Below are 25,787 nucleotides of genomic sequence, written 5' to 3' on the forward strand. Positions count from 1 at the left end.
ATTGGCCCAATGGGAGCGTAGCTGTCATCAAGTGCAAAGTAACTTCTAATATTAACTAGCAATAAGCTCAACAGATTTCGTTTTTTCGCATCAAAATTTAAAAGTCCATATGAATTAATGCGGCTACAAATCAGTGGTTTAAGGTCCTGAGGTCATCTAGTGTCAGTAGCTTATTGGCATAAAATAGATTTTTGTAATAGGTATATAATTGACACTGTCAGCTTTTGATCCTTATTTTGAGTACATCTATTCTCTGGAAATTACTTTGCATTTGGTAGCAGCTATGCACCCATTAGGCCTAATAGAAGTTTCATAAGGTCTTAAGTTGTGCGCTTTGACCCAAATGTTTAGTTAATCTTTCTGCTGTAATTAAATCTTTTACATATAATTTAAATTGTATTATGTGTATTATAATATTGTGTGTAGGAAAATAGATGAACTGATCCGAATGACTACAGATAAAATAGAAAACAATTTAATGTGGCAGCTAATTGTAACTACTTTATTTTTGTTTTTGCTTGTAGTAGTTACGCCGTACTTAATAATAAGTGCTATTTTAACACAAAATCATTTGCTTATAAATAATAGCACCAAATACATTGATAACAACGATCTTGCAGGAATGTATGTTAATCTAATTAGTGGCTTATTAATGGCATTTCTCACTTTTATGTATGTTATTCTAACAGGAAATTTAGTTAAACAATCAAAAAAATCTATAGCAGTATCTAATGAAGCAATTATACAATCTAAAGAAGCAAATATACTATCTAAAGAAGAAATTACACAATCAAAGAAAGAACATGAGATTATGTATATTCAAATGAGACTCGAAAAATTATACTACCCTTTAAAAATCATATTGAATAGCTATAAAATTAGTGATAAAAGTCCTCTATCTACAGAGACGATTCCTTTACTTAAAGCTGAACTAAATAAGCTCCTACCTTATTTGTATTTGGCATCTGAAAGTTTAAGCCCTATTTTAAATGATTTTATAGATCTTATTTATAGAAATGGAGTGCTTATTGAAGACGAAGTAACTAAAGCTCTTGATGAACATATACAAAATGAGGGTCAAACTGAAGAAGTGGTTGAAAACGCTAAGTTACACAAACTTGTGGGAAAAATTTTTACTCCAGAACAATGGGAAACACTTCTAAATAAGAAAATCGTCAGAGCTTCTACCTTATATCTATCAATTCTGAAAACAATAGATACAGATATTGAGTATTATAAAAACATGCTAAAAGAACGAACTACTATCTAAAAAAACTAAAATTAAAAAGTTCACTGGTTTTGTTTTATCCTAAAATTATTTCGTTTTGAAAGTTTTAGTCTCATAATTTTAGAAACAACAATATACTAAAACTCTCGTTTTTCTTTATTTTCAAGATCTTCAATATACGAACGTTTATTCATAAAAGGTAGCTACTTTGTTGATTTTGAGCTAATTTTTCAGGCTATTCAGTGACATATAAGCTAAAAACAGCTACGTTTTAATATTTTGTAGCTATGTTGATCGTCCATTTGTATTCCGTCGTTATTACCTCACACTAATCGTAATAACGTCTACCCTCGTTCTTCTTCCGTGAGTTTAGCGTTTGTAAAGTCATCGTGTTGCAAAAACATCAAAACGCAATCAAAAGTCACGTTGGGTATTTTATCCTGAAAACGCCGATCCTGTATCAGGGGACGACCAGAGAATTAGAAAACTACTATTAGAATTTGAAAGGCAGAGGTCACTCAATGATATAGCTTTGTAATATCAAAAGCAGGATTTTCCTCAAAATCCCTGGCACTCGCGCAGGAGAGCCCTGAATTTTCCGCTTACCTGCCCGCAATAAGTGTTCAGAGACTTTTCCTTGATTTCAATTATCAGGTTTGCCTCACCATCCCAGCTAAAACTGGCAACTATTCCGTTTCCTTCAAGCATCCCGGAGTTTCCGGGTGAAGTTTCGATCCCGCAGGCCTGAAGTTTTTTCTTCATGCAGGAAAACATATCTGGAGTCACATTTTTAAACTTAATTCCCTGACAGCCTTCAGTATCCAGTTTTCTTTCGCCCATATTTCATCCCGATTCCAGATTTCCTTTACGAACCTTGACACTCTTTTACGAAATGTTTTATTTTCATGGCTACTACCTCACAGTTGACGATAAAAGGCTTTTCCGTGATTGTAATGGTAAGATTGGACATTCCGTCCCATTCAAAATCCGCAGTAATCCCTTTGCCAGAAAGTTCTCCTCTGTTTCCCGGGGGAACATGGATGCCGTAGTCTTGAAGCTTTTTCTTCATACATTTAAAAGTATCAAGCGAAACATTACGAAGTGTTATAGGTCTACAACTCATGATTCTATTCTCCTAATCTGATTCTAAAACTTATATCTGGTTAAAAATTCAGTAAACAAGAGTCGTTTTACGGAGATAAAAATATACTGTTATACGCAGTTAACAGAAGACAGAGAATTTTCTATTGCTCTATCCGGAAATATAAAATTGAAAGATAAAACTATTTCTCAGGAGCAGAAAAAAGAATGAGTCGAGCCGGATAAAGTCGGCCCACAGTAAAAATCAATTGAGACACAGGCATCTAAATTCACAAATAGCTAAACCCGAAAGCAGTTAAATTACTCCATCGCCATCGCCACGAGTTCTATAATATCTATGACCTCGATATCTCCGCCTGCGTCCCTGAGGTTTCTCACGCAGAGAGGGCAGGAGGTAACAATGTAGTCCACACCTTCTGGTATGTCTTTAAGCCTGTTTCTGGCAAGTTCAAGGGAGATATCGGGATACCCCATTCTTACCCCACCTCCGCCACCGCAGCAGCGGGAATCTTCTTTGATATTTTTCATTTCCTTAAGGGTGCAGATTGCCTGGATGACTTTCCTCGGAGCGTCATAAATCTTATTGTGTCTGCCCAGGTGGCAGGGGTCATGATAGGTGACTGTAAGGTCAAGTTTCTTCAGCTTGAGTTCATCCAGATGCTCAGCAAGAAATTCGGGAAGGCTGATGACACGGAACTCCCCTGGATAATTATTTTTGAGAGTTGTATAACAGCCGGCACAGCTTGTGATAATTGTGTGAGCTCCTACCTGTATTATCTGCTCAAGGTTGTGTTCCATGATCTTTTCTGCGTCTTCCCTGAATCCGGTACGCAGAAGAGGAGAAGCACAACACTGTTCATCAGGCAAGAGAGTTACTCCGTAGCGCTGCAGGATTTTAAATGTCTTTTTTGCAAACTCCGGGTAGCGGTAAGAATCAAAGCAGCCCACGAAATAGACGTAATCCGACTTTTCAGGCAGCTGTGAGCGTTCTATTTTGGAAAGCCAGTGTTTGCGGTTCTCTGTTTCCCCTAAAGAGTTGCCGTATGTCATGACCGCCGACTTTAATTTTTCCTGGGCTTCAGTTGTAATGCCGCATTTCACAAGCTGGGCACGGGCAGCTTCCACAATTTCTGGCGGGTTTGCTCCGGCAGGACATTTAGCAGCGCAGATCCCGCAGGTTGTACACGAAGTAAGGCTTGGGAGTACATCTTCGGAAGGGAGAGTGCCCTCGAGAAGGCTTTTTATAATGAGCATTCTGCCGCGCGTGTTAGCAGATTCCCAGCCCACTACGTCAAAGACAGGGCAGACAGAGCGGCAGGTTCCGCACTGCACGCATTTATAAACCGATCTGCGGTCAACTTCAAAGAGCTTCTCTTTTCCTTTTTCCTCTCTTATTTCAATTTTATCCAGCTCTTTTGCCTGCTCAGTTTCCTTTTTTCCTTCGTTTTTCATGGTTTTCACAACCCCAATTTGCCCGGATTCAGTATGCCTTTCGGGTCAAGGGCCTTTTTGATTGCACGCATCACCTCAAGGGCGGAGCCCCACTGGGCTTCCATGTACTCAGCCCTGGCTGCACCTACACCATGCTCGGAACTGACTGTGCCCCCAAGTTCAATCGCTGTCCTGTGAATCAGGTCTGCGGCTTTGTTCAGGCGGTCCCACTCATCTCTATTCAGGACATCAATAAAGAGGGCAAGGTGCAGGTTTCCGTCTCCTATATGCCCGTACTTCATGGCAGGCAGGTTGAATTTTTCTGAAATTTCCTGTGCCTTTTTGAGTAGTTCTGGAACCTTTTTTATGGGAACTCCCACATCTTCTCCGACATAAATACGGGTTTTTGTAGGGTCCAGACGGGAAACTGCGGCCCCTACAAGTTTCCTGGCCGCCCAGATGTCTGCCATTTCATTTTCGCTTTCCGCAAGCTTTATGGAAAGAGCCAGGGGAGAACAGATTTCCATTATCTGCTCTGCAGCTTCACGTGCCGAGCTTTCAGTGCCGTCAACTTCGAAGAGAAGAACGTCCCCTTCCGAAGGGAGCACGAGTTTCGGATCGTAACGTCTGAGAACCTGCAGAGAAACTCTATCCAGAATCTCGCAGGCTGAAGGGATGACCCCGTTTGAGAACGTTTTTACAACCGCTTGCCCTGCAATTTCTGCATTTTCAAAGGAGGCGATAACCAATTTTCGGGTTTTCGGGAGAGGCGCTATTTTCAGGCTGGCTTTCGTGACAATCCCGAGTGTGCCTTCCGAGCCTGTAATAAGCTGAGTCAGATCGTAGCCTGCAGCAGATTTCAGCATTTTTGAGCCTGTATGGATAATGGTCCCATCCGCAAGAACTACTTCCAGATCGCGGACATAGTTTCTCGTGGTACCGTATTTAACGCAGCGCATTCCACTTGCATTATAAGCTATCATGCCCCCTATAGTACACATAGCTGAACTGCCGGGATTGGGAGGAAAGAAAAACCCATACGGTTTTAGCGCGTCATTTAAAGCGTCCTGAATTATTCCAGGCTCCACCATCACCTGGATGTTATCAATATCGATTTCAAGAATACGGTTCATGCCCGACATATCCAGCACGATACCCCCCCTAACAGGGACTGCCCCACCTGCAAGTCCGGTGCCTGCTCCCCTTGCAGTCACAGGAATATTATTCTCATAAGCAAGCCTGACAATACGGCTTACCTCTGCCGTGCTTTTAGGGCGTACTACGTAATCAGGCATTCCCTTGACCTGGGATGCATCAGAAGAGTAACAATAAAGTTCCGAAGGCGAGACCGAGAGCCGCAAGCCGACAATTTTTCGAAGTTCTGCAGTTATATCCATTATAGACCTCAAATTAGAATTCAGATGTGAAAATAGAATTTCTGCCACGGCTGGAGACAGATCAATAAGGGGTGAGTTGCAGCAGATAATCAAGATTAATAATATATAAGAATATACCATCATTCTTCCTCCTGAAAAGCCACTGAGAAACAAAACGTAAAGAAGAGAACCTTTCAGCTCTAAGAAAGCAGGCAGTAAAAGAAACTTTCAGGAAAAAATACGGGACAAACCTTTACATTCTGATAGACATAAGAGGACAAACATGACACAGTACTTTGAGATAGAACAGAGAGACGGAGCAGCAAGGATAGGAAAACTCCTGCTATCTTCCGAACTTCTCACGCCCTGCATTCTTAATACAGCAGAGCTTGGAAACCTCGAAAGCCCGGGCCCTGTTGTTGATGCAGGCAGCTTCTGGGGTACAAAATCCCAGGCAGAACTTGAAGCACAAGTAAACCAGATCCGGGAAAAAGCAGGAAACGGGACTCTCATACTCCTGCCGCATCAGGCTTATCCACCTGCCATTCCAGCCGAATCAGTCGGGAAAGCAAAAACATTTACTGCCATCAATAGTGAAAACCCTGAAGATGAAGGCCCAACAGGTTCTCTTCTAAGAAAAGGAGGAAAGCTTGAGAAAACCGACCTGTATGTAATAGAAGGGGCCGGGAATCTGGAAAATAATGCACGAAGATTTCTGAAGACAGTGATAGATCTCAAAAGCCAGATACCCCCGGATACAGCTCTGTACGCTCCCAATCTGGCCCTTCCTGAAAATATAGCGATGCTGGCCTATCTCGGAATCGATATTCTGGATGATACCAGGGCAGAAATTGCAGCCTATTCAGACATCTATCTAACAGCAGCAGGCAGTTTTTATCTTGATTCGCTGACAGAGTTTCCCTGCAGATGCAGGGTATGTGCTGCAACCAGGCCCGCAGAGGTCCGGAAGCTCTCGAAAATCGAAAGATCAAAGCTCATTTCAGCTCATAACAGGGATGCTCTCGAAGCCGAACTTTCTCTTGTGCGGGAAAAAATCCGGGCAGGGACGCTGAGGGAATATGTTGAAGGCCAGTGCAGGGTCAGGCCCTGGCTCACAGCTCTGCTCAGGCTTGGGGATTTCGAATATTCTTACCTTGAGGAAAGAGTTCCTGCTTTCCGACAAAACCAGCTCCTTGCAGATACTTCTGAAGCCCTATCCAGAATAGAAGTGGTAAGGTTCGCACGGCGCGTACAGGAGAGATATACACCTCCTGATCTTGATATCCTCTTGCTCCTCCCGTGTGCGGCCAGAAAACCTTATTCCACTTCCCAATCCCATCAGAAATTCATTCTAGCCCTTGGAAAATATCGGAAGTTTATCCATGAAGTGATCTTAACCTCACCTCTTGGAATAGTGCCCAGAGAACTGGAACTTACATACCCTGCATCCCATTATGACACTGCGGTTACAGGGCACTGGGACGAAGAAGAGAAAGCCTGGGTTTCCGGCTGCCTTGAGGCTTATCTCTCAAAATATAGGTATAAGGCAGTGGTTGCCCACGTAGAAGGGGCATACAGGGAAATCTGTGAAAGAGTGGCAAGCAAACTGGGTATCGAAATAGTCTACACTGCCAGAGAAAGCCTCGTGTCTATGGAGGCCCTTTCAAATCTTAAGAATACGGTTGAATCTCTTTGCACGGCCGAAAATTTCAGCAAGAAAAGCCTAAATGCTGAAGAGGGGAAAAAGAATTTCCTGAGAGCAATTGCAGATTATCAGTTTGGAGAAGATGCCGGACTTCTTTTCCCTGAAGAAGCTGGAAAACTTGCGGTCAAAGGCCGTTTCCCAAAGCACCAGCTCTTTGACGGGAAAAAACAGCTTGCAACTCTGGTTCCTCAGTACGGAATGCTTGCCCTTTCCCTCGAAGGGGCGGAACTGATGGTAAAAAGTGAGAAGTACATGGTAAAAATTGATGATTTTATCCCACGTGGTTCTATTCTTGCCCCTGGAGTAATAAAAGCAGACCCGGGAATAAGGCCAAATGATGAAGTAATTGTCATTGGGAAAAAAGCTCTCTGTGTAGGCCGGGCCGCGATGAGCGGAAAGGAGATGGTGGAATCCAGTAGAGGAGTTGCGGTGGATATCCGGCACGTTAAGAAACTCTGAGGAAGCTGATCCTTAAAGTAAATAAGTAAACTATAAAAGATACATTTAGAACCTTTGGACCTGATGCTGCCAGCTTGGATTATCCTGAACTCTGTACCATGAATTAGGAAACAGATTTATGAGAAATCCGAACTGCAGGATTCCAGAAAGGGACACTTTCCTCACGAAGAAATAATAAAATGGCAGGAATATATTAGATATTATGATAAGGCGTTTTGCACCTGAAGACTTCCAGGAAGTGGTCGAAATTGAAAGAGAGGCCTTTTCGGAGCATAATTCCCTCGTGTATATGAGTTTTTACGAAATGGTAGGAGACAGTTTCCTTGTCGCGGAGCAAGACGGAAAAGTCGTAGGGTACGTCGTGGGCTACCGTTCCGCAGAAAACGAAGGGCATATTTTTTCCATTGGTGTCAAAGAAGAATACCGGGGAAGGAGAATAGGTACTGGACTGATCCATGCTATCTGTGACATCTTTGTTGCAAACGGGCTTAAATACGCAAGACTGGAAGTAAGAATTAGTAATACAGGAGCACAAAAATTGTACAGATCCATAGGATTTGTACCCTGCTGGACCGAAAAAAATTATTACTCAGATGGAGAGGATGGTATGGTGATGAAAATGCACCTTCACCCATACCGTCTCCTGATTTCAAAACAAAAATATCTTGAACCAATATATTCAGACAACGAATTATTTACTACCTTCAGGGGCCTGATCAGTTATTACCCATGAGCTTGATGACGGAATTAAGAGATTCCCTCATCTGGACCGACGTTTCCTCAAAGATAGGATCATCCCGGGACATAAGGGTTGCAAGCTCGCCTCCTAAAATAAAAATTGCGCGCTTGTGGTCTGCCTTACTCCGGTGAATATGTACAGGGCTTATGGATAAAGCCTTGTAATCATCGAATTCGTGCGTTACCCCGTGCCTTTCAAAGTACCTCTTCATTTGGGCCATATATGTGTGCAGTTGTATGAGCTCTTCCTTGTGCATAGCGAACAGACCTACAATTTTACAAGATCAATTTAATATTATCTTGAATCGGATAAAAGAATTACCCGAGGAAACTTATTTCCTAGTTTTCTATGATAAAGTTTTTCATATAATGTGTATGATAAATAATGAAGGATTATGGCAGAAAGTGTGAAGTTTAGCACCTTAGTGTGAAATAATGCCAAATCGTAGTGATTCCAGAGGTTTCATAAATAAATATTATAGATAAGACAATCGTCAGGAGATGGTTGACTTTAGAAGGAAATGAGTAATATAAGGAGACCAGTTGTAGAAAATCGATGAGAGAAGAGGCAATTACGGTAGGAAGAAAGTGAAATTATGAAAAAATAAAAAAATTCAGATTAAGAAGAGAAACAAAAAAGAGAGTGACATCTTGAAAAAAAAGATAAATTGAAAAATAGAAAAAGGAAACTGAAAGAAGTAAAGATCTTTCAGAGCATGCTTGAGGTCAAAACTTCCATATCAGCAGGTACTTTGGCAATGTTTCCTATTTTTACACCTATAAGGTTCTTAATTGCATTACTTGAAGCAATATCAACAAGCCTTTGGGTAATCACGCCATCAAAGACTACACTCCGGATATTGTCCTTATAGGTTTTCAACCTCGTGGCAAGGTCCCGGACTGCAATTTCTTCTATTACCTTGTCTTCGGAGTCAAGAATTCTGGCCGTAAGAGTCCCTTTCAGAGCTTCAACATGAGGCCTGAACCTGACGGCTTCAGGAGAAGAAACAGGAACCGTCTTTACCGGGGCAGGAGAGACCCTGACTGCCTCACCCCCTGGGACTTTCACGGCTGAGATCTTTTCAGCTGGAGGCTTTCCCCTGGGGACTCTGGTAGCAGTAACTGCCCTTGAAGAAGCCGGGGATTTTGCGACGACATGTCTTGCTTCGACTTTTTCTGCCATCACAGGAACTCTTTCAGAGACCTTTTCAAAAGTTTTTTCGGGAACTTTTTCAGGTATCTTTTCAAAAGCTCTTTCAGAGATTACTTCTCCCGTTTCTTCTTCCGGCGGCTCATCTTCGTAAAGATCAGACTTTGAGGAAACTCTGTGTACTTTAACACGCTTATGCAGCTTTTTCTCAGCAATCCTGGGGACAACTTCAGGTGCCCTCATCTTTCTCTTCCTTTCTATCCTGCAGGCTCCCTCTTCGCCTTCCCTTTCCTGGAGCCCGTATTTCTCAATAATCTGTTCTACAGGAACTTTCCGACGGAGAGCTCTGATGATTTCCTTCTGGACAAGATCTTCAACGCATTTTCCATCTGGGGCGCGGGCAACATAGTCGATATCTGCTACCTGCAGGAGTTCGCGTATAATGAGTTCCCCTCCGCGATCTCCGTCCGTAAAAGCAGTTACCGTCTTCTTTTTGGTAAGCTCTGCAACTTCAGGAGGAATATTTGTTCCACCTACACAGATAGTATTCTTTATACCATAGCGGAGTAGGCTCAGAATGTCAGCTCTGCCTTCAACAATAATGATAGCGTCTGAGTTAAGCACATTAGGCCCACAGGGAATCCTGGATTTACCGTAATAAGTAAGTTCGTCAACCCTTACGGACTGCCGGACTTCATCAGCCAGTTCCTGAGATTCGGGCACGGTCTCATCAAACATTTTAGTAAAAATGAGTTTTGCCCTTTCGATAATTTTCTTGCGTTTTACAGCTCTTACATCTTCTACCTGAAAAACCTCAATTTTAGCGCTGCAAGGCCCCACTCTGTCAATGGTCTCAAGAGATGCAGCAAGAATGGATGTCTCAACTTTATCAAGGCTTGAGGGAACAAAGATATTTCCTTTGGTCTTTCCTCCTTTAGCAGTAACCATTACCTCGATTCTGCCAATTCTGCCGGTCTTTTGCAGGTCACGCAAATCAAGATCAGCCCCGAGCAGTCCCTCGGTCTGGCCAAAGATCGCACCTACGATATCAGGACGTTCAATTACCCCATCAGCATTAATTTTAGAATGAATGATATACTTTGTAGTATCCGTATTTTGCATGTAAATTCTCCTTTAGCTATTGTGAATGATTTATCATGATAATTTTTTAAACTATTTCCCACAGGAAGTTTATACCTAACAATTATGACAGACTGTTCTTCCGGATTATGATCCAGACAGTCTCCTGATAATACAAACTATCCTTTATACTCTGAAAATTCGTAAAGGTCTAGACTATGCAAAAATAGTAAAAATCAGATTTCAGACCTAGTCAGGGAGAATACACCCTTGAAGAGACAGATTTAAGAATTAAAGACGACTATAATCGGAAAGAAAATTCCGAATCTGCCTGCGATTCCTATTTATTGCTTATGCCAGGAGACTTGATCCGGCAGAATGCCAGAAGTGAAGCTACTGATGGAAGCTCTTACTTTATGAGAGCTAAGCAAAGTTCCAGGCGTGTGTTAACCTGGCTTAAAGCTCTCTTAGCCAAAGATGCTCCTGGCTTTCGATCCGGGGGGCAGACAATAATACCTGCGATGTCCCTGAGGCTTTCTATACCTGCCCGAAAGCCCTCGCCCTAACATAAGTTCTTATCGCGGCCCTGAAATAAACTTCAGAACCAGAAGCCAAAATCTGTGTTTATCGTTCAATGAGCCTGATAACTCAAGTTTTTCCAGAAATACCCCCGAAAAACGGGTAATCCGAGCACGAGCAGCCAGAAGGTGCCAAATGCCCTGTTCCATAAACAAGGAACTCCCTAATGATAAGTGGTAAAGCGGTAAGTGAAATATGTATCAGGTTTATTGAGAGCACTTTTGACTTTTACTTCATGGGTGATAATTTATGAATTTAGTTTTGAATTAAATGATTTATCTTAGCCCTGAGTGATAATGCAGTAAATCTGAAGTTTTTATTACATTTGCATGTGAATTAGTTACATTGGATTATCTTTACGAATTTAGCAATGATGAGTAGATAAAGTTGTTAGTTTATGAAATAACCTGACAGAACAGATCCCGCCCGCCTCCAAAGGAATTTCGGCAAAAGAAGGAACTGTACATCATATATTTTAAATTCATATGTTTAATGCCTGCAGGCTTTAAGAACTTTGTGGTTATTTAAAAAGTTCCATTAAACTCAAGTCATTTTTTCGTGCCCGATATCTTTGAAAAGAGTAAATTTTCAGAACAACTCCAGAAGAGATTTAGAAATTGTAAAAAATAATAAACTGGAAAAATTTAGAAAAGTATATATAAAACAAAAGACTTGTAAAAAATTGAACGGGCGAGGCATAGAAACTTTTTTATGTACTAACCCCCCACTCCCAAACTCGCTCGTTCAGACCCACCTGGAAATTGCTTTGAGAAATTCCCTATCCAGAAACTTGAAAGCTTTTCGGCCTTTAAATACTTATAATAGGCGTGAAATACCATTATTAAGAGTATGGGAAGCGATTTTGGCACACAAAGTGCTGTAGGCGATGACATCCGGAAAGCAGCAGAGGCTGAGGGAGAATCTCAGAAAAGAGTGCCCGCAGATAACCTTGAAAAAAAAAGTCCTGAAAGAGTGGTTATTATAGGAGGGGGAGCCTGTGGCATGGCAACTGCTACCAAAATTAGAAGACAGAGCGATTTTGAAATTACCTTACTTTCGAGGGATTCCCATACCGCGTACAGTCATTGTGGAATCCCTTTTGTTCTAGGCCGGGAAATTGACAGTTTCGAAAAACTGATAGTGAAGCCCCAGGATTTTTTCAGGAAAAACAGGATAGATATCAGGCTAAACGAGGGTGCCAGGTCAATAGATCTGGATTTGAAAATTGTCCGGACAGGGGAAGGGGTTTATCCTTTTGACAAACTCGTGATTGCAACAGGCAGCCTGCCTTTTATACCTCGAACCGGTGGCAAAAATATTCTCCCTTGTGGGATCTTTACCCTTAGAAGCCTTGCTGATGGAATACTTTTTGAAAAAGCTTTGGAAACTGCGGGGAAAGTTTGTATCATAGGCGGTGGGACAATAGGAATAGAATGTGCGGTGGCGCTTGCAGAAAGGGGAATTAAAACCTTCCTCATAACCAGAAGCAAAAGCCTGCTTTCCAGGCAATTTGATCCCGATATTTCTGAAATAATAAGGGAACATCTGGAAGGTCTGGGAATCGAAGTCGTTTCCGGGGAGCCTGTGGTCTTTCCTGAAAGCTTTTGGAAAGAAAAAACTCTACATGTAGGGAATAGGCAGTTTCCTGCAGATCTTGTGCTTATTGCAAGCGGGGTAAAACCTGAAATCTCCCTCGGCCTGGAAGCCGGGATTGAAATTGGAAAAGCCGGAGGAATGATTGTAAACGAAATGCTCCAGGTAAAGGCAGGAGAGAAATTCCTTCCCTGTGTGTATGCAGGTGGAGAATGTGTGGAAATAACAGACCTTGTAACAGGGGAAGCCAGACTAAGTCAACTGGGCACAACAGCCCGGCGAATGGCCGACATAATCGGAAACAATATCACTGGAAAGCATACTACTTTCGGGCCCCTTGCAGACCCCTGGATAGCCGTGGCAGGAGATTTGCAATTTGGTGGGGTAGGGATTACCTCAAGAAAGGCTGAAAGCCATGAAATAATAGTGACTACAGGATTTTCCCATGGACGCACAAGAGCTTCCTATTTCCCAGGCCGAAAAGATGTGTACATTAAACTCCTGTTCAAAGATGATTTTCTGGTGGGTGCGCAGCTTGCCGGAGGAGAGGGAATAAAAGAAAGGATCGATGCTCTTTCCCTTGCAGTGAGAAAGAAAGCTACCATTTGGGACCTCCTTAGCCTGGAAACCTGTTACGCTCCGCCTGTCTCCATGCTTGTGGACCCTCTCCGGCCGGCTGTAAAAGACGCAATCCGAAACATCAAGGAAAAAGAAGACAACAAGATAAAGTAAGATGAAAATGTGGGGGAAGGAAGTGTTAGAAATTGACGGTTCCTACGGAGAAGGAGGAGGACAATTAGTCAGAACGGCTGTTGCTCTTTCCGCAGTCACGGGAAAAGAGATCAGAGTCACGAATATCAGGAGAAACAGACCAAATCCTGGCCTTAAACAGCAGCATTTAAAAGCTCTGGAAGTTACAGCCAGTATCTGTGAGGCTAGGGTTTCGGGGCTTTTTCCAGGCTCAACAGAGCTTTCCTTTGCTCCAATGGAAATAAAGGGGGGTAAGTATGACATTGATATTGGGACCGCAGGGAGCATAACCCTGCTCCTCCAGTGCCTTATGCCTGCCCTGCCTTTTGCGAAAGAAAAGGTAGAACTCACGGTAAGAGGGGGAACTGATGTAGCATGGGCTCCGACAGTGGACTACCTGCAGCAGGTAACTTTTAGGGCTCTGGAGCGGTTGGGTTATGCGGGTTATGTAACCCTGGAGAAACGTGGTTACTATCCGAAGGGGGGAGGAAAAGTTTCAGCTTTTTTTGAGCCGTGCAGGCTTTGGGGATTTCACTTTTTAAAAGAAGAGGAAGAAATTAAAGGGATTTCTCATACTTCGAACCTTCCGGCTCATGTGCCTTTACGCCAGGCAGAAGCCGCCAGTGCCAGATTATTGGAAGCCGAATATTCCTCCCGGATCGAAACCCAATCTTTTGAAGATTTTTCCACTGGAAGTGGAATAACTCTTTGGACAGGCTATATAGGTGGGAGTGCGCTTGGTGAAAGAGGACTTCCTGCAGAGAAAGTCGGCAAACGTGCTGCAGAAGAAGTTATCACTGAACTTAAAGCAAGAGCTTCTGTGGACATGCATCTGGCAGACCAGCTAATACCATATATGGCTCTTGCAGGAAACAGTTCTTACACTGTCCGGGAAATCTCTCCCCATGCTGCGACAAATATCTGGGTTACCGAACAGTTTCTTGATGTCAAATTCAGGATAGAGAAAAAGGAAGACATTTTTGAAGTATCGGTGAATTAAAAGAAGAAAGCAAAGACAGAGAAAAGAAAAATCGAAAAAAGAGAGGAACAAAAAAGATAGAAGAAAAAATAGGAAGAAGGAGGGAAGAAAAAGAAATTAAAAATGAAGACGAAAAGGAAAAGTACCGAAAAGAATTTGCCGGGAAACCTTTAAAATCAGTCTTCAACGACAAAAATGTATTCAGGAGGTATCTTTTCCGCAAGTACAATATAATCGGTTGCAAGTTTGAGGGAAACCCCATCCTCCTGAGCTTTCAAAGCGTCGATCTGAAGGATAAGAGGGTTTTCAGTATGAATAAGAGCTACTTCTGCAGCCTTTTCATAAGAAGTGCTGAGATGGACATATCGCTGTTTTATTGGGAAAACTCCGTCTTCCAGAAGAACGTCGACTTCCTCAGGGCTTGCCCCATAATACAGGTATGGGAAATTGCTTTCCTTGTAGTCCAGGTCAACATTGACGGAGTGCCCGTAACGTGCCCTGATCCTAGACTCCCGGATCTCATACCTACCCTTTTCGTCAGATTCTACAAGGGCATAAAGGTATTCTTTCCTCATCCAGTTGTACCGCTTTCTCATGACGTCACAGAAAGCATTCAGATCCACCCAACCGCACCTGTCCATTTCAACTCCCGCAGATGCTGGAAAATGCCGGAGAGTGCCTGATACAAACCTGCCTAGCTTTTCCTCTCTTCCGTCATCCAGAAGGTATCTACCAGGGCGTTTACACTGCAGACAGCTGCCTCCTCTAAAATAGCCGTGCTCAGTGCATTTTCGAATCATGATATCACGTACATAATGAAACTTTACCATAAATAAGGTTTTGTTTTGACAAAGATACGGAGTTAGAAATTTTCTATGTATCAACGATTGTCTGCCTTAGAATTGTTTCCAAGCACTTTGTAGAATAAGAAGCTCCCCTGGAGCTGGTAAAAATAGGAACGAGAAGTATGGAGGGTATATTTGTCATATTTGAAAGGAAATGAATTTCATTTACCTGCATCAAACCAGTCAGCACCAGAGGAGCATGAGCACAGTTTATTAATACTGTCGGATTTGTTAAAAAATACTTTCACAGGGCATACGGTAATCTTTAGTAGGACGTCTTGCATACCGTAGCACGTAAATATGAAGTATTTTTATCCGGCCTTCATTTTCAAGCGCTAAATAAAGCACTGTCCTGAAAAGCAGATTCTGATCTTTCGACTTCCAGTTAAAATTCAGTTCCGCAGTCTCTTCAAGCACTGTGTATGAATTTAATTTCAAATGCAGTGTCAAGCTGCAATCCAGAAGCCTTATATTGGTAAAGACCACTGCACTGCCAATAGAGTGGGTGCTGCGGCAGAGACAAAAGGAACATAAAAAATAAAAAATAAAATAATGGGAATTTAAAATCAAAATGAATAAAAAAGACTTGTCAAAGTACTCCATCTACAGTTTTTCTTATAATAAATCCATTAAAAGATCACAAAGTTTAGAATACATTTACAGCCAATTACCCAATCTCCTTCATCGATCTCAAACGAAAAGGTTAACCGCGAAAGATAAGGAATATAGGAAATATGGGCACAGAGATGTCCAGGTTTTCAGCGTTTTCCGTGGGTGTAGAGTCTAGATTGAGTTTTCCGTGCCCTTCAAGTTGTAGTGTATTTAGTGAATTAGAACACTGAAAGCACCTACAACTCGGAAGAAAATAGGGGTACAGTTTCCTTACCTTCGCGATTATAAACTCTGAGTGAATTAGTGTAAATATCTACATTCAAAACTATAATCTAAAATTTCACCTCAAACTTAACCTGAAACATTTTGAATTTCCATAACCATGCTCAGATCTCTTAACCTAATCTACTACTCTCATAAAACAATTTTTGAATTTTACGCTGTAATACCGGAACTGGATTCAGCATAATAACAGTCACTAACAGGTATTTCCATGAGAATTGAGGCGAATAGCAAATACTGAAGATAAAAATCATAAATTAAAGGGGATAATATGACAGATATTGAATCGATCTATAAAAAGCTCAGCCATGTGATCAGTAAGGAAGACTTCCTGCAGCGTGTCCAGGAAAAGGTCGAGAATATGGGAGGGCTTTGCGATGAGCCTATGGCTGCCATGCTGGTTGCCAACGAACTTGGATTTTCGGATGTGGGTCGGGACACTGCGAAAATTGGAGACATTACAGCCGAAAGCGGACCGGTTAATTTTGTTGCAAGAGTCGTTTCAGTTTTCGATACTAAAGAATTTACTCGAAACGACGGGACCATAGGTAGAGTCGGTAATATGATCGTCGGAGACGAGACTGGTAAAATAAGGGTAACTCTCTGGGACAATATGGCAGACCTGATAAAAGCTGAAAAAGTCAAGGTAGGACAAACTCTCCAGCTCAGCGGATATGCGAAGCAGGGATATTCAGGAGTGGAAGTCAATATAGGAAATAATGGAGTACTGACCGAAAGTAAAGAAGAAATCGATGTGGCTGCGAGTAGCCAGAAGATAAAAGATGTAAAGGACGGTATGGGAGACCTGAATCTGATAGGAAAAGCCCTGGAAATTTCAGAAGTAAAAACCTTCCAGCGAAAAGACGGCAGCAGCGGCAAGGTAGGAAACCTGTTGCTTGGAGACGCTACAGGCACACTCAGAGTCACTCTCTGGGACGAAAAAACAGAGTTTTTGAACCAGATAAAATGTGGAGATCCTGTAGAGCTAATCAATGCTTATGCCCGGGAAAACGCCTTTACTCAGAAAGTTGAACTGCAGGTGGGAAACCGAAGTATTATCAGGAAAAGTGAGAAAAAGGTCGAGTACGAAGAGGAATTTACCCCGATTGCAGATATCAAGGCTGATATGGATAATATTAACATTTCCGGAAGGGTACTTGATATAGCGGAAATCCGGACCTTTGAGAAAAAAGACGGGTCTACAGGAAGAATAGGAAATCTCCTTCTGGGTGATTCCACAGGCAAAATCAGGCTGACATTATGGGATGAAAAAACCAGTTTTCTGGACGAAGTGGATTTTGATGAGACCATAGAAGTACTCCATACTTATTCTCGAGAAAATACCTTTAACCAGCAGGTGGAACTGAACCTGGGAGCCAGAGGGATCATCCAGAAGACTGAAAAAGAAGTTGAGTACAGGGAAAAGTTTACGGATATTGCTGATATTATCCCCGGAGAAAGCTATTCAATCCAGGGTAAGGTTTCCGAAATTGGAGAACTTCGGGAGTTTGAGAGGGAAGACGGAACCGAAAGTGTGGTTGCAAATCTCGAACTTAAAGACAAAACAGGCAGCATTAGGCTTACTCTCTGGGGAGAGCAAGCATATGTGATCGAGGATCTTGATATTGACTCCGAAATCCGGGTCATTGACGCGTATGCAAAGTATGGTCTGAATGAAGAAATCGAGCTGAGTATTGGGAACCGGAGCAGAGTGATTATGCTTTAATTATTCCTCCTTTTTTCATCCGGCTTTTGCTTTTTATTTATTCCTTAAACCTGCGAATTTCCACGGCAAAAATTGAGTAAGTAGGTTCCAATGGAAACAAGGGGGTTCTGAAAAATTTCCTGTGAGAAAAATAGAAAGCATTACAAATATAATTTACGTTTTTTCTAAACTGCATAAATATATTTTCTAAACCATACTTTTCTTCTGTACCTCTTCTTAATAATTTTTCCGGATTATTGGATATTTTTCATTCTCAGCAAAAGCCTCCAGTGGAAACAAGGGGGTTCTGAAAAATTTCCTGCGAGATTCCTATAAGCCCCTTATCATAAACAAAATCAAAGAGGCTTTAAAAAATGCGTTTCTGACATTATGCAAGCTTCTTTTCTCTACAAAAAAAACAAATTCCGTTATTGTTATGTACCATTGACTCATATATATAAGTGTTATAAAAACATCCGAAAAGCGTGGGGAAGACACGTTAGAGGTAACGGATGAAAAATATATCCGGAAATGACGAAGCGGATAAAAATATATCCGGAAATGACAGATCTCACCGTAAAATCGGCTTTAAAAAGTATGATTGCAGGGCCTGAATTAAAAAGGAAAGATAAAGCAATCCGGAATGTTTTTCCACAGGAAATTGAAAATCCAAGAGCTTTTATATTCTGAATTGCCGAAGTACGGAACGAAAGGGGGAACGGCAGTCAATGGCAGATGACCCTGAAAGGGAAATGGATGCTGGAAGGGAGATAGATGCTGATATTCACAACACAGAGATTGAAAGAGAGGTCTCGGTTGCTGAAGTTATGAATAAAGCGGTCATAGTGATGGATATCAAATCAGATATTCCTGCTATTGCAAGGGAAATGGTCAGTCGTGATGCAGGAAGCGTTATCATCACAGAGAATGGCAAAGCTATGGGAATCATAACTGAAAGAGATCTTGTGAAGGGCATAGTTACAGAGGACAGAAGACCTAGTGAGGTAAAGGTGAGTGAAATCCTCTCAACCCCGTTGATAACCGTAGAGCCTGAAACAAGTATAGTAGACGTTTCCGAAATCATGTTAAAAGCAAATATTAAAAGGTTGCCAGTCCTGGAAAACGGTACAATAATAGGAGTGATTTCGAATACCGATATCCTGATGGTAACGCCAGGGCTTAACACTATTCTAAAAGATCTTATTGACATGAACAGAGAAGCTCTCCTCTCAATCCCTTCACTTGAAGAAGTTTCAGATTTAGAGGATTTCAGTACAGGAATATGTGAATCCTGTTCTGTTTTCTCATATGACCTCAGGTTTGTGGATGGAAGGTATTTATGCGGAAACTGCCGGCAAGAGGAAGGGGAAAATTACGAGTGAATTGGAATCTGGAGATCTCGACTTCAAATCTTCTGTTTTAAAGAGAGTATAGGAAGGCAAACAATGGATGTTAGGGAAGGCAAACAATGAATGTTAGCGAGATTATGTCAGAAGGGCCTATAAGTATCAAAGAAGGTGATTTTGTAACTCACGCCCGTCAGCTGATGCGCGATCACCTTCTTAGAAGCCTTGTTGTTGTTGACGAAGATAATAGAATTGTGGGAATGCTGAGTGACCAGGATATCTTGAGGGTTACGTCTACACGCTCGAATGTCACAGTAGGCGGGTATGCAAGCCAGTCCCCGACAGTCGCTCCGGATATGGATGTCATGAAAGCTGCAAAACTGATGGTGCAGTCGAAACAAAACAGGGTTCCAGTTGTCGCATCAACTGTTGATCATAAGGTTGTCGGTGTCCTGAGTAATGTTGATATTCTTAGAAACGTGGAGCTTCCAAGAAATCTTCCCAAAACCATAAAAGAAATTATGACAAAAAAAGTTGAAACGTGCTCTCCAGAGGAAAGAGTTGCCAAGATTTGGGGACGTATGCTTGAGACAGATTACACGGGCATTCCCGTGGTTTCAAAGAAGGGTAAACCTATTGGAATGATCACCAGAAGAGACATAATCAAATCAGGCGCTGTTAGAATATCTCTGGAAGATGAAAGGGCAACGAGGCCTAATGACAGTCCAAAGGTTGAAACAGTCATGTCAACTCCTACATATACTCTTTCAGAAAGCGATTCTGTCCGGAGCGCAATTGAGATGATCATTCACTATGATATCGGAAGAGTCACTGTAGTAGATGAACATGGAAAAATATCCGGAATCGCTGACAGACAGGACATTCTGGGATCCATTGTCAGTGTATGGCCTGAACAAACCTCTGAAAACCGTTTTTGAAAGGAAAATTTCCAGTGAAATGGTGAAAACTGGCAAAGAATTAATTTGAAAAAATGAAGAGCAAACTCTCACGCAAAAAGATTATAACATTACAGATTGTCATTAATAATAATTATAAATTGGCAAATAAAGAAAAGAACTAGGAAAGATTCGGGAGAAATTGTTTGCAGGTTTTGTTTTTTCCAGGAGCAAACTTGGGTTTGCTGAGAAATAAACGGTAGACTCAAGGGAAATTCTTGCAAATAGGAAGAGAAAAAACGGCATATGAAAAAAAGCAATTAATTGCAACTCGAATTCGGTGATCCTATTGAACAAAAATAAGACATTTGTATCAGCCGACAAAACGAAAGTTCAGCCAAATCTGAACAAACCGGGAAAGAACGCGCAACAGAAAGATCCACACATGATCAGCAGCATGGCCACAATGCGAATAGGCCCTGATTTCAAGTCCCGCATTTCAGAACATCAGGGGCGGATCCTCGCCCTGGCAACAAGGGATGTGATAACCCTCCCTCCCACCGCAACAATTATGGAAGCAATCAGGATCATGACTGAAAGGAGGTTCAGGCGCATTCCTATCACAGATGCAGGAACACGGAGACTGGAGGGGGTCGTTACTTCTGTGGATATCATCGATTTCCTTGGAGGCGGGAAAAAGAATCTGCTTGTTGAAAACCGCTTCAAAGGTAACCTTCTAGCTGCAATAAACGATGAGGTAAGGCAGATAATGGAAAATGATGCTGCTTATCTTAATGAGCAGGCAGACTTTAAAGATGCCATTTCGACGATGCTTGAGAGAAGGACAGGGGGTCTGCCAATCGTGAACAATGACATGCAGGTAGTTGGAATTTTTACCGAAAGAAATGCAGTGGAACTGATGGGCGGGATCGTGACAAATAAAACCGTTGATGAATACATGACCAGGAATGTCAAGATGGTATCAACAGATACACCCATTGGACACGCAGCAAAAGTAATGGTAGATAACAGGCTCCGAAGACTTCCTGTAGTTAAGGATGGTATTTTTGCTGGAATAGTTACCGCCTCTGACATCGTCCACTTCCTTGGAAGAGGAGATGCTTTCAGCAAACTGACAACAGGAAATATTCATGAAGCTCTTGACCAGCCTGTGGGTTCTATTATCTCCAAAGAATTGATATGGACTACTCCAAGTACAGACATGGGAAAAGCGATGAAAATCATGCTCGAGAAAAAGATAGGTTCGCTCCCGATCCTGGAAGAAGGGTTGCTCCGTGGCATAATTACAGAAAGCGATTTCCTAAGATCTTTTGAATGAATTCCAGGATGGCCAATCTAACTGGCCCAAAAGCGAAACTTGTTTGGAGCCAGGTGGAGCCCGAAAAACTTCCGGACTTAATTTATCAGAGGTCTTGAGAGGAGGAAAATTTTCTAGCCGGATATACCGAAAAGCAGCTCTGCACTCTGAATGTTCAGGATTTCGAAGTGTAGCTGATTTTGCAATAAGAACCATTTCAGTTCGCCTGTATATTCTCAGAAAAGATATATTATTCCTCTAAAATTTTAGCGTTTACAGCTAAAAATTGTGAAGTTCGCATCCGATTCAAAAACTATAATTATTGATACTTATATATTGTAAAAGTGAAGGAGGTATTCCATGAATGTGGCGGACGTCATGAGTTCACCTGTATATGTCCTAAACGCAGATGAGCCCGTGTCATATGCAAGAAAACTGATGTTAAAGTATAAAATCAGTACGTTGCTTGTCCTCAACGAGGGCAAGATGGTGGGAATCGTTACAAAATCAGACATCAGCAACCGTCTGGCTCAGGCCGAACCCCTCTGGAGAAGGAGGCCGATAGATCAGATCCCTATCAAGTTATTGATGACTGAATCGGTTATTACCATCTACCCCGAAGCCTCCATTTCCCAGGCAGCCGCCTTAATGCTTGAGAACAGGGTGCACAACATTCCGGTGGTAAAGAAAGATATAGTAGGTATTGTGACCAGGACAGATCTCGTGCGCTATGTTGCGGAAAACACCGAGGAAATAAAAACAAAAATTCCTAAACTAATGACCGAGGATGTCATTTCTGTTCACAGACACCATACTATCAACCATGTAATTGACGAAATGAACAGAAACGAGATCGAAAGGGTGGTCGTTAAAGATGATGCTGGAAAATCCGTTGGGATTATTTCCAGGAAAACTCTTGCCTTAAATCTCCTAACTGACAATGAAGGCAAACTTTCCACAAAAAATATTAAAATGGCGCGCAAATCTTCCCCTGCGGGTCAAAAAATCTATAGATACGTAAAAGAGGTGCCTTTGACTGCGGAAGACATCATGGTTTCTCCGATAATTTCCATTGACGTAACTGAAAATATCAGTGCAGCTGCAAAAAAAATGATTGAGGAAGAAGTTACTGCTCTTCCTGTCAGTGACGGAGAAGATATAGTGGGCATACTGAGCAGGACCGATATCATAAAAGCTATCCTCTGAAACACGCAGAATGGAGGTAAATACGGCAAAGAAAAAATTAGCAACAGGTAAAGACAACCGAAAACAAAAGAAGGATGCGAAGTAAGAACGTCGGAAAACGGATGAAGAAAACACGCAAAAAAATTGCGAAAAATATAATTGAAAATTCTGGATACGCATGAGGTGAATTGCATGCAAGTTAAAGACATAATGGTACAGCCACACAGGATTGACAAGTCAGACACCATATCTCACGCCCTGGACCTTATGGAAAAAAAAGACACAAAACGCCTGCTGGTAGTCCACGGCGACCAGGTGCTCGGTGTACTTACCATGAGAAGTCTGACAGAGCAGCTCGGAACTCGAAAGAAACTGAGCAAACCTGCATCCTCTCTCCATGTTGCAACAGCCGTATCCGACAATTTTGTAAAGGTCTTGCCAGATACCGATATTAAAGATGCCCTTACCCTGATGAAAAAGAAAGGCGGCGTGATCATTGTCACTGATAACGGGAACGCAATGGGCTGGGTGACCCCCCAGGAGTTCATGAAAATAAATCGTTTCACAGGTTTTGCCGGGGAAGTAATGGAAAAAAGTCCTATCATTGTCAGCCCATCGGATCGGGTGAGCCATGCCAGGCATCTAATCCTTGATAAAAATGTGGGAAGACTTCCTGTAGTTGAAGATGGAAAACTTGTGGGTATTGTTGCAGAAGATGACATTGCCTTTGCCATGCGCTCTTTCAGGGATCTGGTAGCTGACAATCAGCAGGACTCAAGGATCAAAAACCTGCTTGTAGGAGATATTATGACCCGCAGTGTGATCAGTGTCTATACCAATACTCCCCTTTCAGAAGTTGTCCAGACAATGATGGAACACGACGTCGGAGGTGTTCCGGTTCTTAACCTGGAAGAGGAACTTGTTGGTTTCCTGGCCCGCAGGAATATAATAAATACAATTGAGGAATAAGCTCAAATATAAACAAAAAAGCTCCAATATAAACAAAAAGAGCTTGAAAATCTGAACTGATCAAAAGAATTAAAAAATAGGTGATTAAAAAGAGGGCCTGTCCATATAGAAGCAGGCCTTTTGAAATTCAGGGATTTCTGAGTTTAAAACATTCAATTTCTCAATTTTTAATCTGCTTCCTGCATTGACTGTTTTCGAGAATTATGTTCTCAGTATTCCGTTTCTATTAGTGCTAGCCTTTTATGAGCTATTGCTAGCCTTTTATGAGTTTATTTTTGCTTTAGAACGATCTATCTCCACCAATAAGGCCTCCCAGGATGCCACTGCCTCCAATCCCGTTCTGTTCGTCCCTGTGGCTGTAAGCAGAAGCTGCAAATATCCTGTCGGCAAGTCGGGAGAAAGGCAGACTCTGCATATACACAGTTCCCGGACCTGTGAGAGTTGCAAGGACAACTCCTTCACCACCGAAAAGGGCATTTTTAAAGTTCTTTGACCAAGTTATGTCATAGGTTACGGTTTCGGTGAAAGCTGCCACGCAGCCCGTATCAATACGGTAAGTCTCACCGGCTGCCAGCTCTTTTCTTATAACTGTGCCTCCTATATGAAGAAAAGCCAAGCCATCGCCCCTTAGCCTCTGCAGGATGAAACCTTCGCCGCCGAAAAACCCTGCTCCGAGCTTGCGGGTGAAAGCTACTTCCACTTCTATTCCGCGGGCAGCACAGAGAAATGAGTCTTTCTGGCAGAGGAGGCTGCCTCCGAACTCGGTGAGGTCAAGGGGAATAATCTTGCCCGGATACGGAGCCGCAAAAGCTACATGCCCTTTTCCGGAACCCTTGTGAATAAAACTTGTAATGAAAAAGCTTTCTCCTGTCAGGGCTCGCTTAAGTCCTTTTTTAAGACCTCCGAAAAATCCGCCCCCTTCGTTGCCCATGCTGGTCTGCATCTGAATTCCGGGTCCCATGTATGCCATAGCCCCAGCTTCTGCCTGAACGACTTCGTCCTGATCAAGCTCAATTTCAACGATCTGCATATCGTCGCCGATAATCTTGTAGTCAATTTCATCTGCCATTTTATATCCTCCGATCTTTTTTGAAAGCTTAGAAATAGAGATTAGAAATCAAGTACTTAAAAAGATTTTTAATGGATTGAACATCCCTCAACTTATTCCCTAAAAAGAAGGTTATTTTGAAGACATGTCGATATTTTGAAAACATGCCTAAGAATGAGAATTTATTTCAGGCCTGAAAACAGATAAATAAACATGAGTAGAGAAGAGAATGAGGAAATTGATCCTGAATTTATAACTCGACTTGTCAATTGCCTGGGATTTGATCAGGAGAAGGTTCGTCACCTTTTTGAGAAAAATTATCTTGCCCGAAACTGGGGAAAATATGAATATTTGCTCCGCTTTGACAAGGAAATTTCCCATATTGAAAGGGGAACAGTGCTTTATGAGAAAGACGGTTCTTTTGAAATAATTATGGGTTTTCCGAAGATCCGGAGAGCCATGGTGCTGGATCCTACAATCAAAAAGCACTTCAGCGGCCTTGAAAAGGTAGCCGTGGAAGAGAAAATGAACGGATACAATGTCCGCATAGCAATCGCAAAAGAGGAGATACTTGCAATTACCCGGAGCGGGTATGTTTGCCCTTATACGACTCAAAAGGCAAAAGAGAAACTGAACCTGAAATTTTTTGACGATTTCCCTGAGCTTGTACTCTATGGAGAAATGATAGGCCCTGACAATCCTTATGTCTCAAAAGATATCTATGGTATCGAGTCGGTAGAGTTTTATATTTTTGACATTCGGGAGAAAAACAGCGGTAAGCCTCTTCCAATAAGCAGAAAGCAAGAAATTCTGGAAAAATATGGTTTTTTCCAGGCAAGGTTCTTCAAGAAAATTTCCCTGGAAACAGCCCCTGAAGAGATCGGAAAAATCATCAGGGAACTGGGAGAAAAAGAGCATGAAGGTGTTGTAATAAAGGACCCCGAAATGGTTCTTTCCCCATTAAAATATACCTCTTCTCAGAGTAATTGTTCGGACCTCAGGCATGCCTTTAAGTTCTACAATGAGACAGGCAGAGACTATATGCTTTCCCGGATCGTCAGAGAAGGTTTCCAGACAGTTGAATGGAATGAAAACGAGACCGAATTCGAAAAACGCTGCATGCAACTGGGAGAAAGCATACTGAACCCTCTCAGGGAATCTATCAGAAGTGTAAAAAATGGCCAGAGACTCTATGAAGAAGCAAAGATTCGGGTAAAGGATTTAAAAACTGCAGCAGATTTCGACGATTATCTTAAAAGACTTGGGATCGATGCCGTTTTTGAAGAGCCCCAATCTGTCGGAGAAGAATATCTGATAATTATAAGAAAGCTCAACAAAAGCACCAGCGATAAAACTCAGGCAATCTGGCAGGGTGAACCCTGGTAATCATTTACTTTGAAAATGGGTTTCGA

General features: G+C 42.1%; 21 protein-coding genes. 13 read left to right on the top strand and 8 right to left on the bottom strand.

Going from position 1 to position 25,787, the window contains the following annotated elements:
• The first annotated feature begins 448 nt into the window (after nt 1-448).
• A complete protein-coding gene (locus tag RG963_RS10175; RefSeq protein WP_310576160.1) occupies nt 449-1,270 on the top strand; it encodes a hypothetical protein in 822 nt (273 codons plus the stop codon).
• 516 nt (nt 1,271-1,786) lie between these two features.
• Here RG963_RS10175 and RG963_RS10180 read toward each other — a convergent pair.
• From RG963_RS10180 to RG963_RS10195, 4 genes are all read right to left on the bottom strand, one after another.
• Nucleotides 1,787-2,068, bottom strand: coding sequence for a hypothetical protein (locus RG963_RS10180; protein WP_310576161.1), 282 nt, complete (start codon nt 2,066-2,068; stop codon nt 1,787-1,789).
• A 25-nt stretch (nt 2,069-2,093) separates the two neighbouring features.
• Nucleotides 2,094-2,351: a hypothetical protein gene (locus tag RG963_RS10185; RefSeq protein ID WP_310576162.1), complete on the bottom strand. Its 258-nt coding sequence runs from the start codon at nt 2,349-2,351 to the stop codon at nt 2,094-2,096.
• Nucleotides 2,352-2,629: 278 nt separating this feature from the next.
• Nucleotides 2,630-3,781 (bottom strand): (Fe-S)-binding protein, encoded by a 1,152-nt coding sequence (locus RG963_RS10190; RefSeq protein WP_310576163.1) that lies wholly within the window; start codon nt 3,779-3,781, stop codon nt 2,630-2,632.
• Between the two features lie 5 nt (nt 3,782-3,786).
• Nucleotides 3,787-5,157, bottom strand: a complete 1,371-nt coding sequence (locus tag RG963_RS10195) for an FAD-binding oxidoreductase (RefSeq protein WP_310576164.1) — start codon at nt 5,155-5,157, stop codon at nt 3,787-3,789.
• Nucleotides 5,158-5,419: 262 nt separating this feature from the next.
• On the opposite strand from RG963_RS10195, the gene arcS reads away from it, so the two are divergent.
• Both arcS and rimI read left to right on the top strand, forming a co-directional pair.
• A complete protein-coding gene (arcS, locus tag RG963_RS10200) occupies nt 5,420-7,300 on the top strand; it encodes an archaeosine synthase subunit alpha (RefSeq protein ID WP_310576165.1) in 1,881 nt (626 codons plus the stop codon).
• Between the two features lie 202 nt (nt 7,301-7,502).
• Nucleotides 7,503-8,033, top strand: coding sequence for a ribosomal protein S18-alanine N-acetyltransferase (gene rimI / locus RG963_RS10205; protein WP_310576166.1), 531 nt, complete (start codon nt 7,503-7,505; stop codon nt 8,031-8,033).
• On the opposite strand, the gene RG963_RS10210 is transcribed toward rimI, so the two are convergent.
• Nucleotides 8,017-8,295, bottom strand: coding sequence for a UPF0058 family protein (locus tag RG963_RS10210; protein WP_310576167.1), 279 nt, complete (start codon nt 8,293-8,295; stop codon nt 8,017-8,019). The genes rimI and RG963_RS10210 overlap by 17 nt on opposite strands.
• Nucleotides 8,296-8,747: 452 nt before the next feature.
• Nucleotides 8,748-10,310: a DNA primase DnaG gene (gene dnaG / locus RG963_RS10215; protein ID WP_310576168.1), complete on the bottom strand. Its 1,563-nt coding sequence runs from the start codon at nt 10,308-10,310 to the stop codon at nt 8,748-8,750.
• 311 nt (nt 10,311-10,621) lie between these two features.
• Here dnaG and RG963_RS10220 point away from each other — a divergent pair, with 311 nt between their 5' ends.
• The 3 genes from RG963_RS10220 to rtcA all read left to right on the top strand — a co-directional run bounded on the left by RG963_RS10220 (nt 10,622) and on the right by rtcA (nt 14,190).
• Complete coding sequence (locus RG963_RS10220; protein WP_310576169.1) at nt 10,622-10,834, top strand: hypothetical protein; 213 nt, start codon at nt 10,622-10,624, stop codon at nt 10,832-10,834.
• Nucleotides 10,835-11,696: 862 nt separating this feature from the next.
• A complete protein-coding gene (locus RG963_RS10225; protein ID WP_310576170.1) occupies nt 11,697-13,172 on the top strand; it encodes an NAD(P)/FAD-dependent oxidoreductase in 1,476 nt (491 codons plus the stop codon).
• A gap of 22 nt (nt 13,173-13,194) precedes the next feature.
• Nucleotides 13,195-14,190, top strand: coding sequence for an RNA 3'-terminal phosphate cyclase (gene rtcA / locus RG963_RS10230; RefSeq protein WP_310576171.1), 996 nt, complete (start codon nt 13,195-13,197; stop codon nt 14,188-14,190).
• Between the two features lie 155 nt (nt 14,191-14,345).
• Here rtcA and RG963_RS10235 read toward each other — a convergent pair whose 3' ends face one another.
• Nucleotides 14,346-14,969 carry an RNA 2'-phosphotransferase gene (locus tag RG963_RS10235; protein ID WP_310576186.1) on the bottom strand — a complete coding sequence of 208 codons (624 nt, stop codon included), beginning with the start codon at nt 14,967-14,969 and terminating at the stop codon, nt 14,346-14,348.
• 1,210 nt (nt 14,970-16,179) lie between these two features.
• On the opposite strand from RG963_RS10235, the gene RG963_RS10240 reads away from it, so the two are divergent.
• The 6 genes from RG963_RS10240 to RG963_RS10265 all read left to right on the top strand — a co-directional run bounded on the left by RG963_RS10240 (nt 16,180) and on the right by RG963_RS10265 (nt 23,327).
• Nucleotides 16,180-17,634 carry an OB-fold nucleic acid binding domain-containing protein gene (locus tag RG963_RS10240; protein ID WP_310576172.1) on the top strand — a complete coding sequence of 485 codons (1,455 nt, stop codon included), beginning with the start codon at nt 16,180-16,182 and terminating at the stop codon, nt 17,632-17,634.
• Nucleotides 17,635-18,341: 707 nt separating this feature from the next.
• Nucleotides 18,342-18,995, top strand: coding sequence for a CBS domain-containing protein (locus tag RG963_RS10245; protein WP_310576173.1), 654 nt, complete (start codon nt 18,342-18,344; stop codon nt 18,993-18,995).
• A gap of 86 nt (nt 18,996-19,081) precedes the next feature.
• On the top strand, nt 19,082-19,897 hold the full coding sequence (locus RG963_RS10250; RefSeq protein WP_310576174.1) for a CBS domain-containing protein: 816 nt from the start codon (nt 19,082-19,084) through the stop codon (nt 19,895-19,897).
• A gap of 298 nt (nt 19,898-20,195) precedes the next feature.
• Nucleotides 20,196-21,194 (top strand): CBS domain-containing protein, encoded by a 999-nt coding sequence (locus RG963_RS10255; protein WP_310576175.1) that lies wholly within the window; start codon nt 20,196-20,198, stop codon nt 21,192-21,194.
• Nucleotides 21,195-21,533: 339 nt separating this feature from the next.
• Nucleotides 21,534-22,379 carry a CBS domain-containing protein gene (locus RG963_RS10260; RefSeq protein ID WP_310576176.1) on the top strand — a complete coding sequence of 282 codons (846 nt, stop codon included), beginning with the start codon at nt 21,534-21,536 and terminating at the stop codon, nt 22,377-22,379.
• A 171-nt stretch (nt 22,380-22,550) separates the two neighbouring features.
• Nucleotides 22,551-23,327 carry a CBS domain-containing protein gene (locus tag RG963_RS10265; protein WP_310576177.1) on the top strand — a complete coding sequence of 259 codons (777 nt, stop codon included), beginning with the start codon at nt 22,551-22,553 and terminating at the stop codon, nt 23,325-23,327.
• A gap of 280 nt (nt 23,328-23,607) precedes the next feature.
• Here the strand turns inward: RG963_RS10265 and RG963_RS10270 are convergent, their stop codons facing one another.
• A complete protein-coding gene (locus tag RG963_RS10270; RefSeq protein ID WP_310576178.1) occupies nt 23,608-24,396 on the bottom strand; it encodes a TIGR00266 family protein in 789 nt (262 codons plus the stop codon).
• Nucleotides 24,397-24,588: 192 nt separating this feature from the next.
• Between RG963_RS10270 and RG963_RS10275 the strand changes: the two genes are divergently transcribed.
• Nucleotides 24,589-25,761: an RNA ligase gene (locus tag RG963_RS10275; protein ID WP_310576179.1), complete on the top strand. Its 1,173-nt coding sequence runs from the start codon at nt 24,589-24,591 to the stop codon at nt 25,759-25,761.
• The last annotated feature ends 26 nt before the right edge of the window (nt 25,762-25,787 follow it).

The organism is Methanosarcina baikalica (assembly GCF_031461075.1).
In the GTDB taxonomy this organism is placed as follows: Archaea; Halobacteriota; Methanosarcinia; order Methanosarcinales; family Methanosarcinaceae; genus Methanosarcina; species Methanosarcina baikalica.

What these genes read in the sequence shown, in the direction of transcription:
- RG963_RS10175 (WP_310576160.1), top strand. Translation starts at nt 449, where the DNA reads ATGACTACAGATAAAATAGAAAACAATTTAATGTGGCAGCTAATTGTA.
- RG963_RS10235 (WP_310576186.1), bottom strand. Translation starts at nt 14,969, where the DNA reads ATGATTCGAAAATGCACTGAGCACGGCTATTTTAGAGGAGGCAGCTGT.
- arcS (WP_310576165.1), top strand. Translation starts at nt 5,420, where the DNA reads ATGACACAGTACTTTGAGATAGAACAGAGAGACGGAGCAGCAAGGATA.
- RG963_RS10220 (WP_310576169.1), top strand. Translation starts at nt 10,622, where the DNA reads ATGCCAGGAGACTTGATCCGGCAGAATGCCAGAAGTGAAGCTACTGAT.
- dnaG (WP_310576168.1), bottom strand. Translation starts at nt 10,310, where the DNA reads ATGCAAAATACGGATACTACAAAGTATATCATTCATTCTAAAATTAAT.
- rimI (WP_310576166.1), top strand. Translation starts at nt 7,503, where the DNA reads ATGATAAGGCGTTTTGCACCTGAAGACTTCCAGGAAGTGGTCGAAATT.
- RG963_RS10180 (WP_310576161.1), bottom strand. Translation starts at nt 2,068, where the DNA reads ATGGGCGAAAGAAAACTGGATACTGAAGGCTGTCAGGGAATTAAGTTT.
- RG963_RS10195 (WP_310576164.1), bottom strand. Translation starts at nt 5,157, where the DNA reads ATGGATATAACTGCAGAACTTCGAAAAATTGTCGGCTTGCGGCTCTCG.
- RG963_RS10240 (WP_310576172.1), top strand. Translation starts at nt 16,180, where the DNA reads ATGACAGATATTGAATCGATCTATAAAAAGCTCAGCCATGTGATCAGT.
- RG963_RS10275 (WP_310576179.1), top strand. Translation starts at nt 24,589, where the DNA reads ATGAGTAGAGAAGAGAATGAGGAAATTGATCCTGAATTTATAACTCGA.
- RG963_RS10190 (WP_310576163.1), bottom strand. Translation starts at nt 3,781, where the DNA reads ATGAAAAACGAAGGAAAAAAGGAAACTGAGCAGGCAAAAGAGCTGGAT.
- RG963_RS10250 (WP_310576174.1), top strand. Translation starts at nt 19,082, where the DNA reads ATGAATGTTAGCGAGATTATGTCAGAAGGGCCTATAAGTATCAAAGAA.
- RG963_RS10185 (WP_310576162.1), bottom strand. Translation starts at nt 2,351, where the DNA reads ATGAGTTGTAGACCTATAACACTTCGTAATGTTTCGCTTGATACTTTT.
- RG963_RS10225 (WP_310576170.1), top strand. Translation starts at nt 11,697, where the DNA reads ATGGGAAGCGATTTTGGCACACAAAGTGCTGTAGGCGATGACATCCGG.
- RG963_RS10210 (WP_310576167.1), bottom strand. Translation starts at nt 8,295, where the DNA reads ATGCACAAGGAAGAGCTCATACAACTGCACACATATATGGCCCAAATG.
- RG963_RS10265 (WP_310576177.1), top strand. Translation starts at nt 22,551, where the DNA reads ATGCAAGTTAAAGACATAATGGTACAGCCACACAGGATTGACAAGTCA.
- RG963_RS10260 (WP_310576176.1), top strand. Translation starts at nt 21,534, where the DNA reads ATGAATGTGGCGGACGTCATGAGTTCACCTGTATATGTCCTAAACGCA.
- RG963_RS10245 (WP_310576173.1), top strand. Translation starts at nt 18,342, where the DNA reads ATGGCAGATGACCCTGAAAGGGAAATGGATGCTGGAAGGGAGATAGAT.
- RG963_RS10270 (WP_310576178.1), bottom strand. Translation starts at nt 24,396, where the DNA reads ATGGCAGATGAAATTGACTACAAGATTATCGGCGACGATATGCAGATC.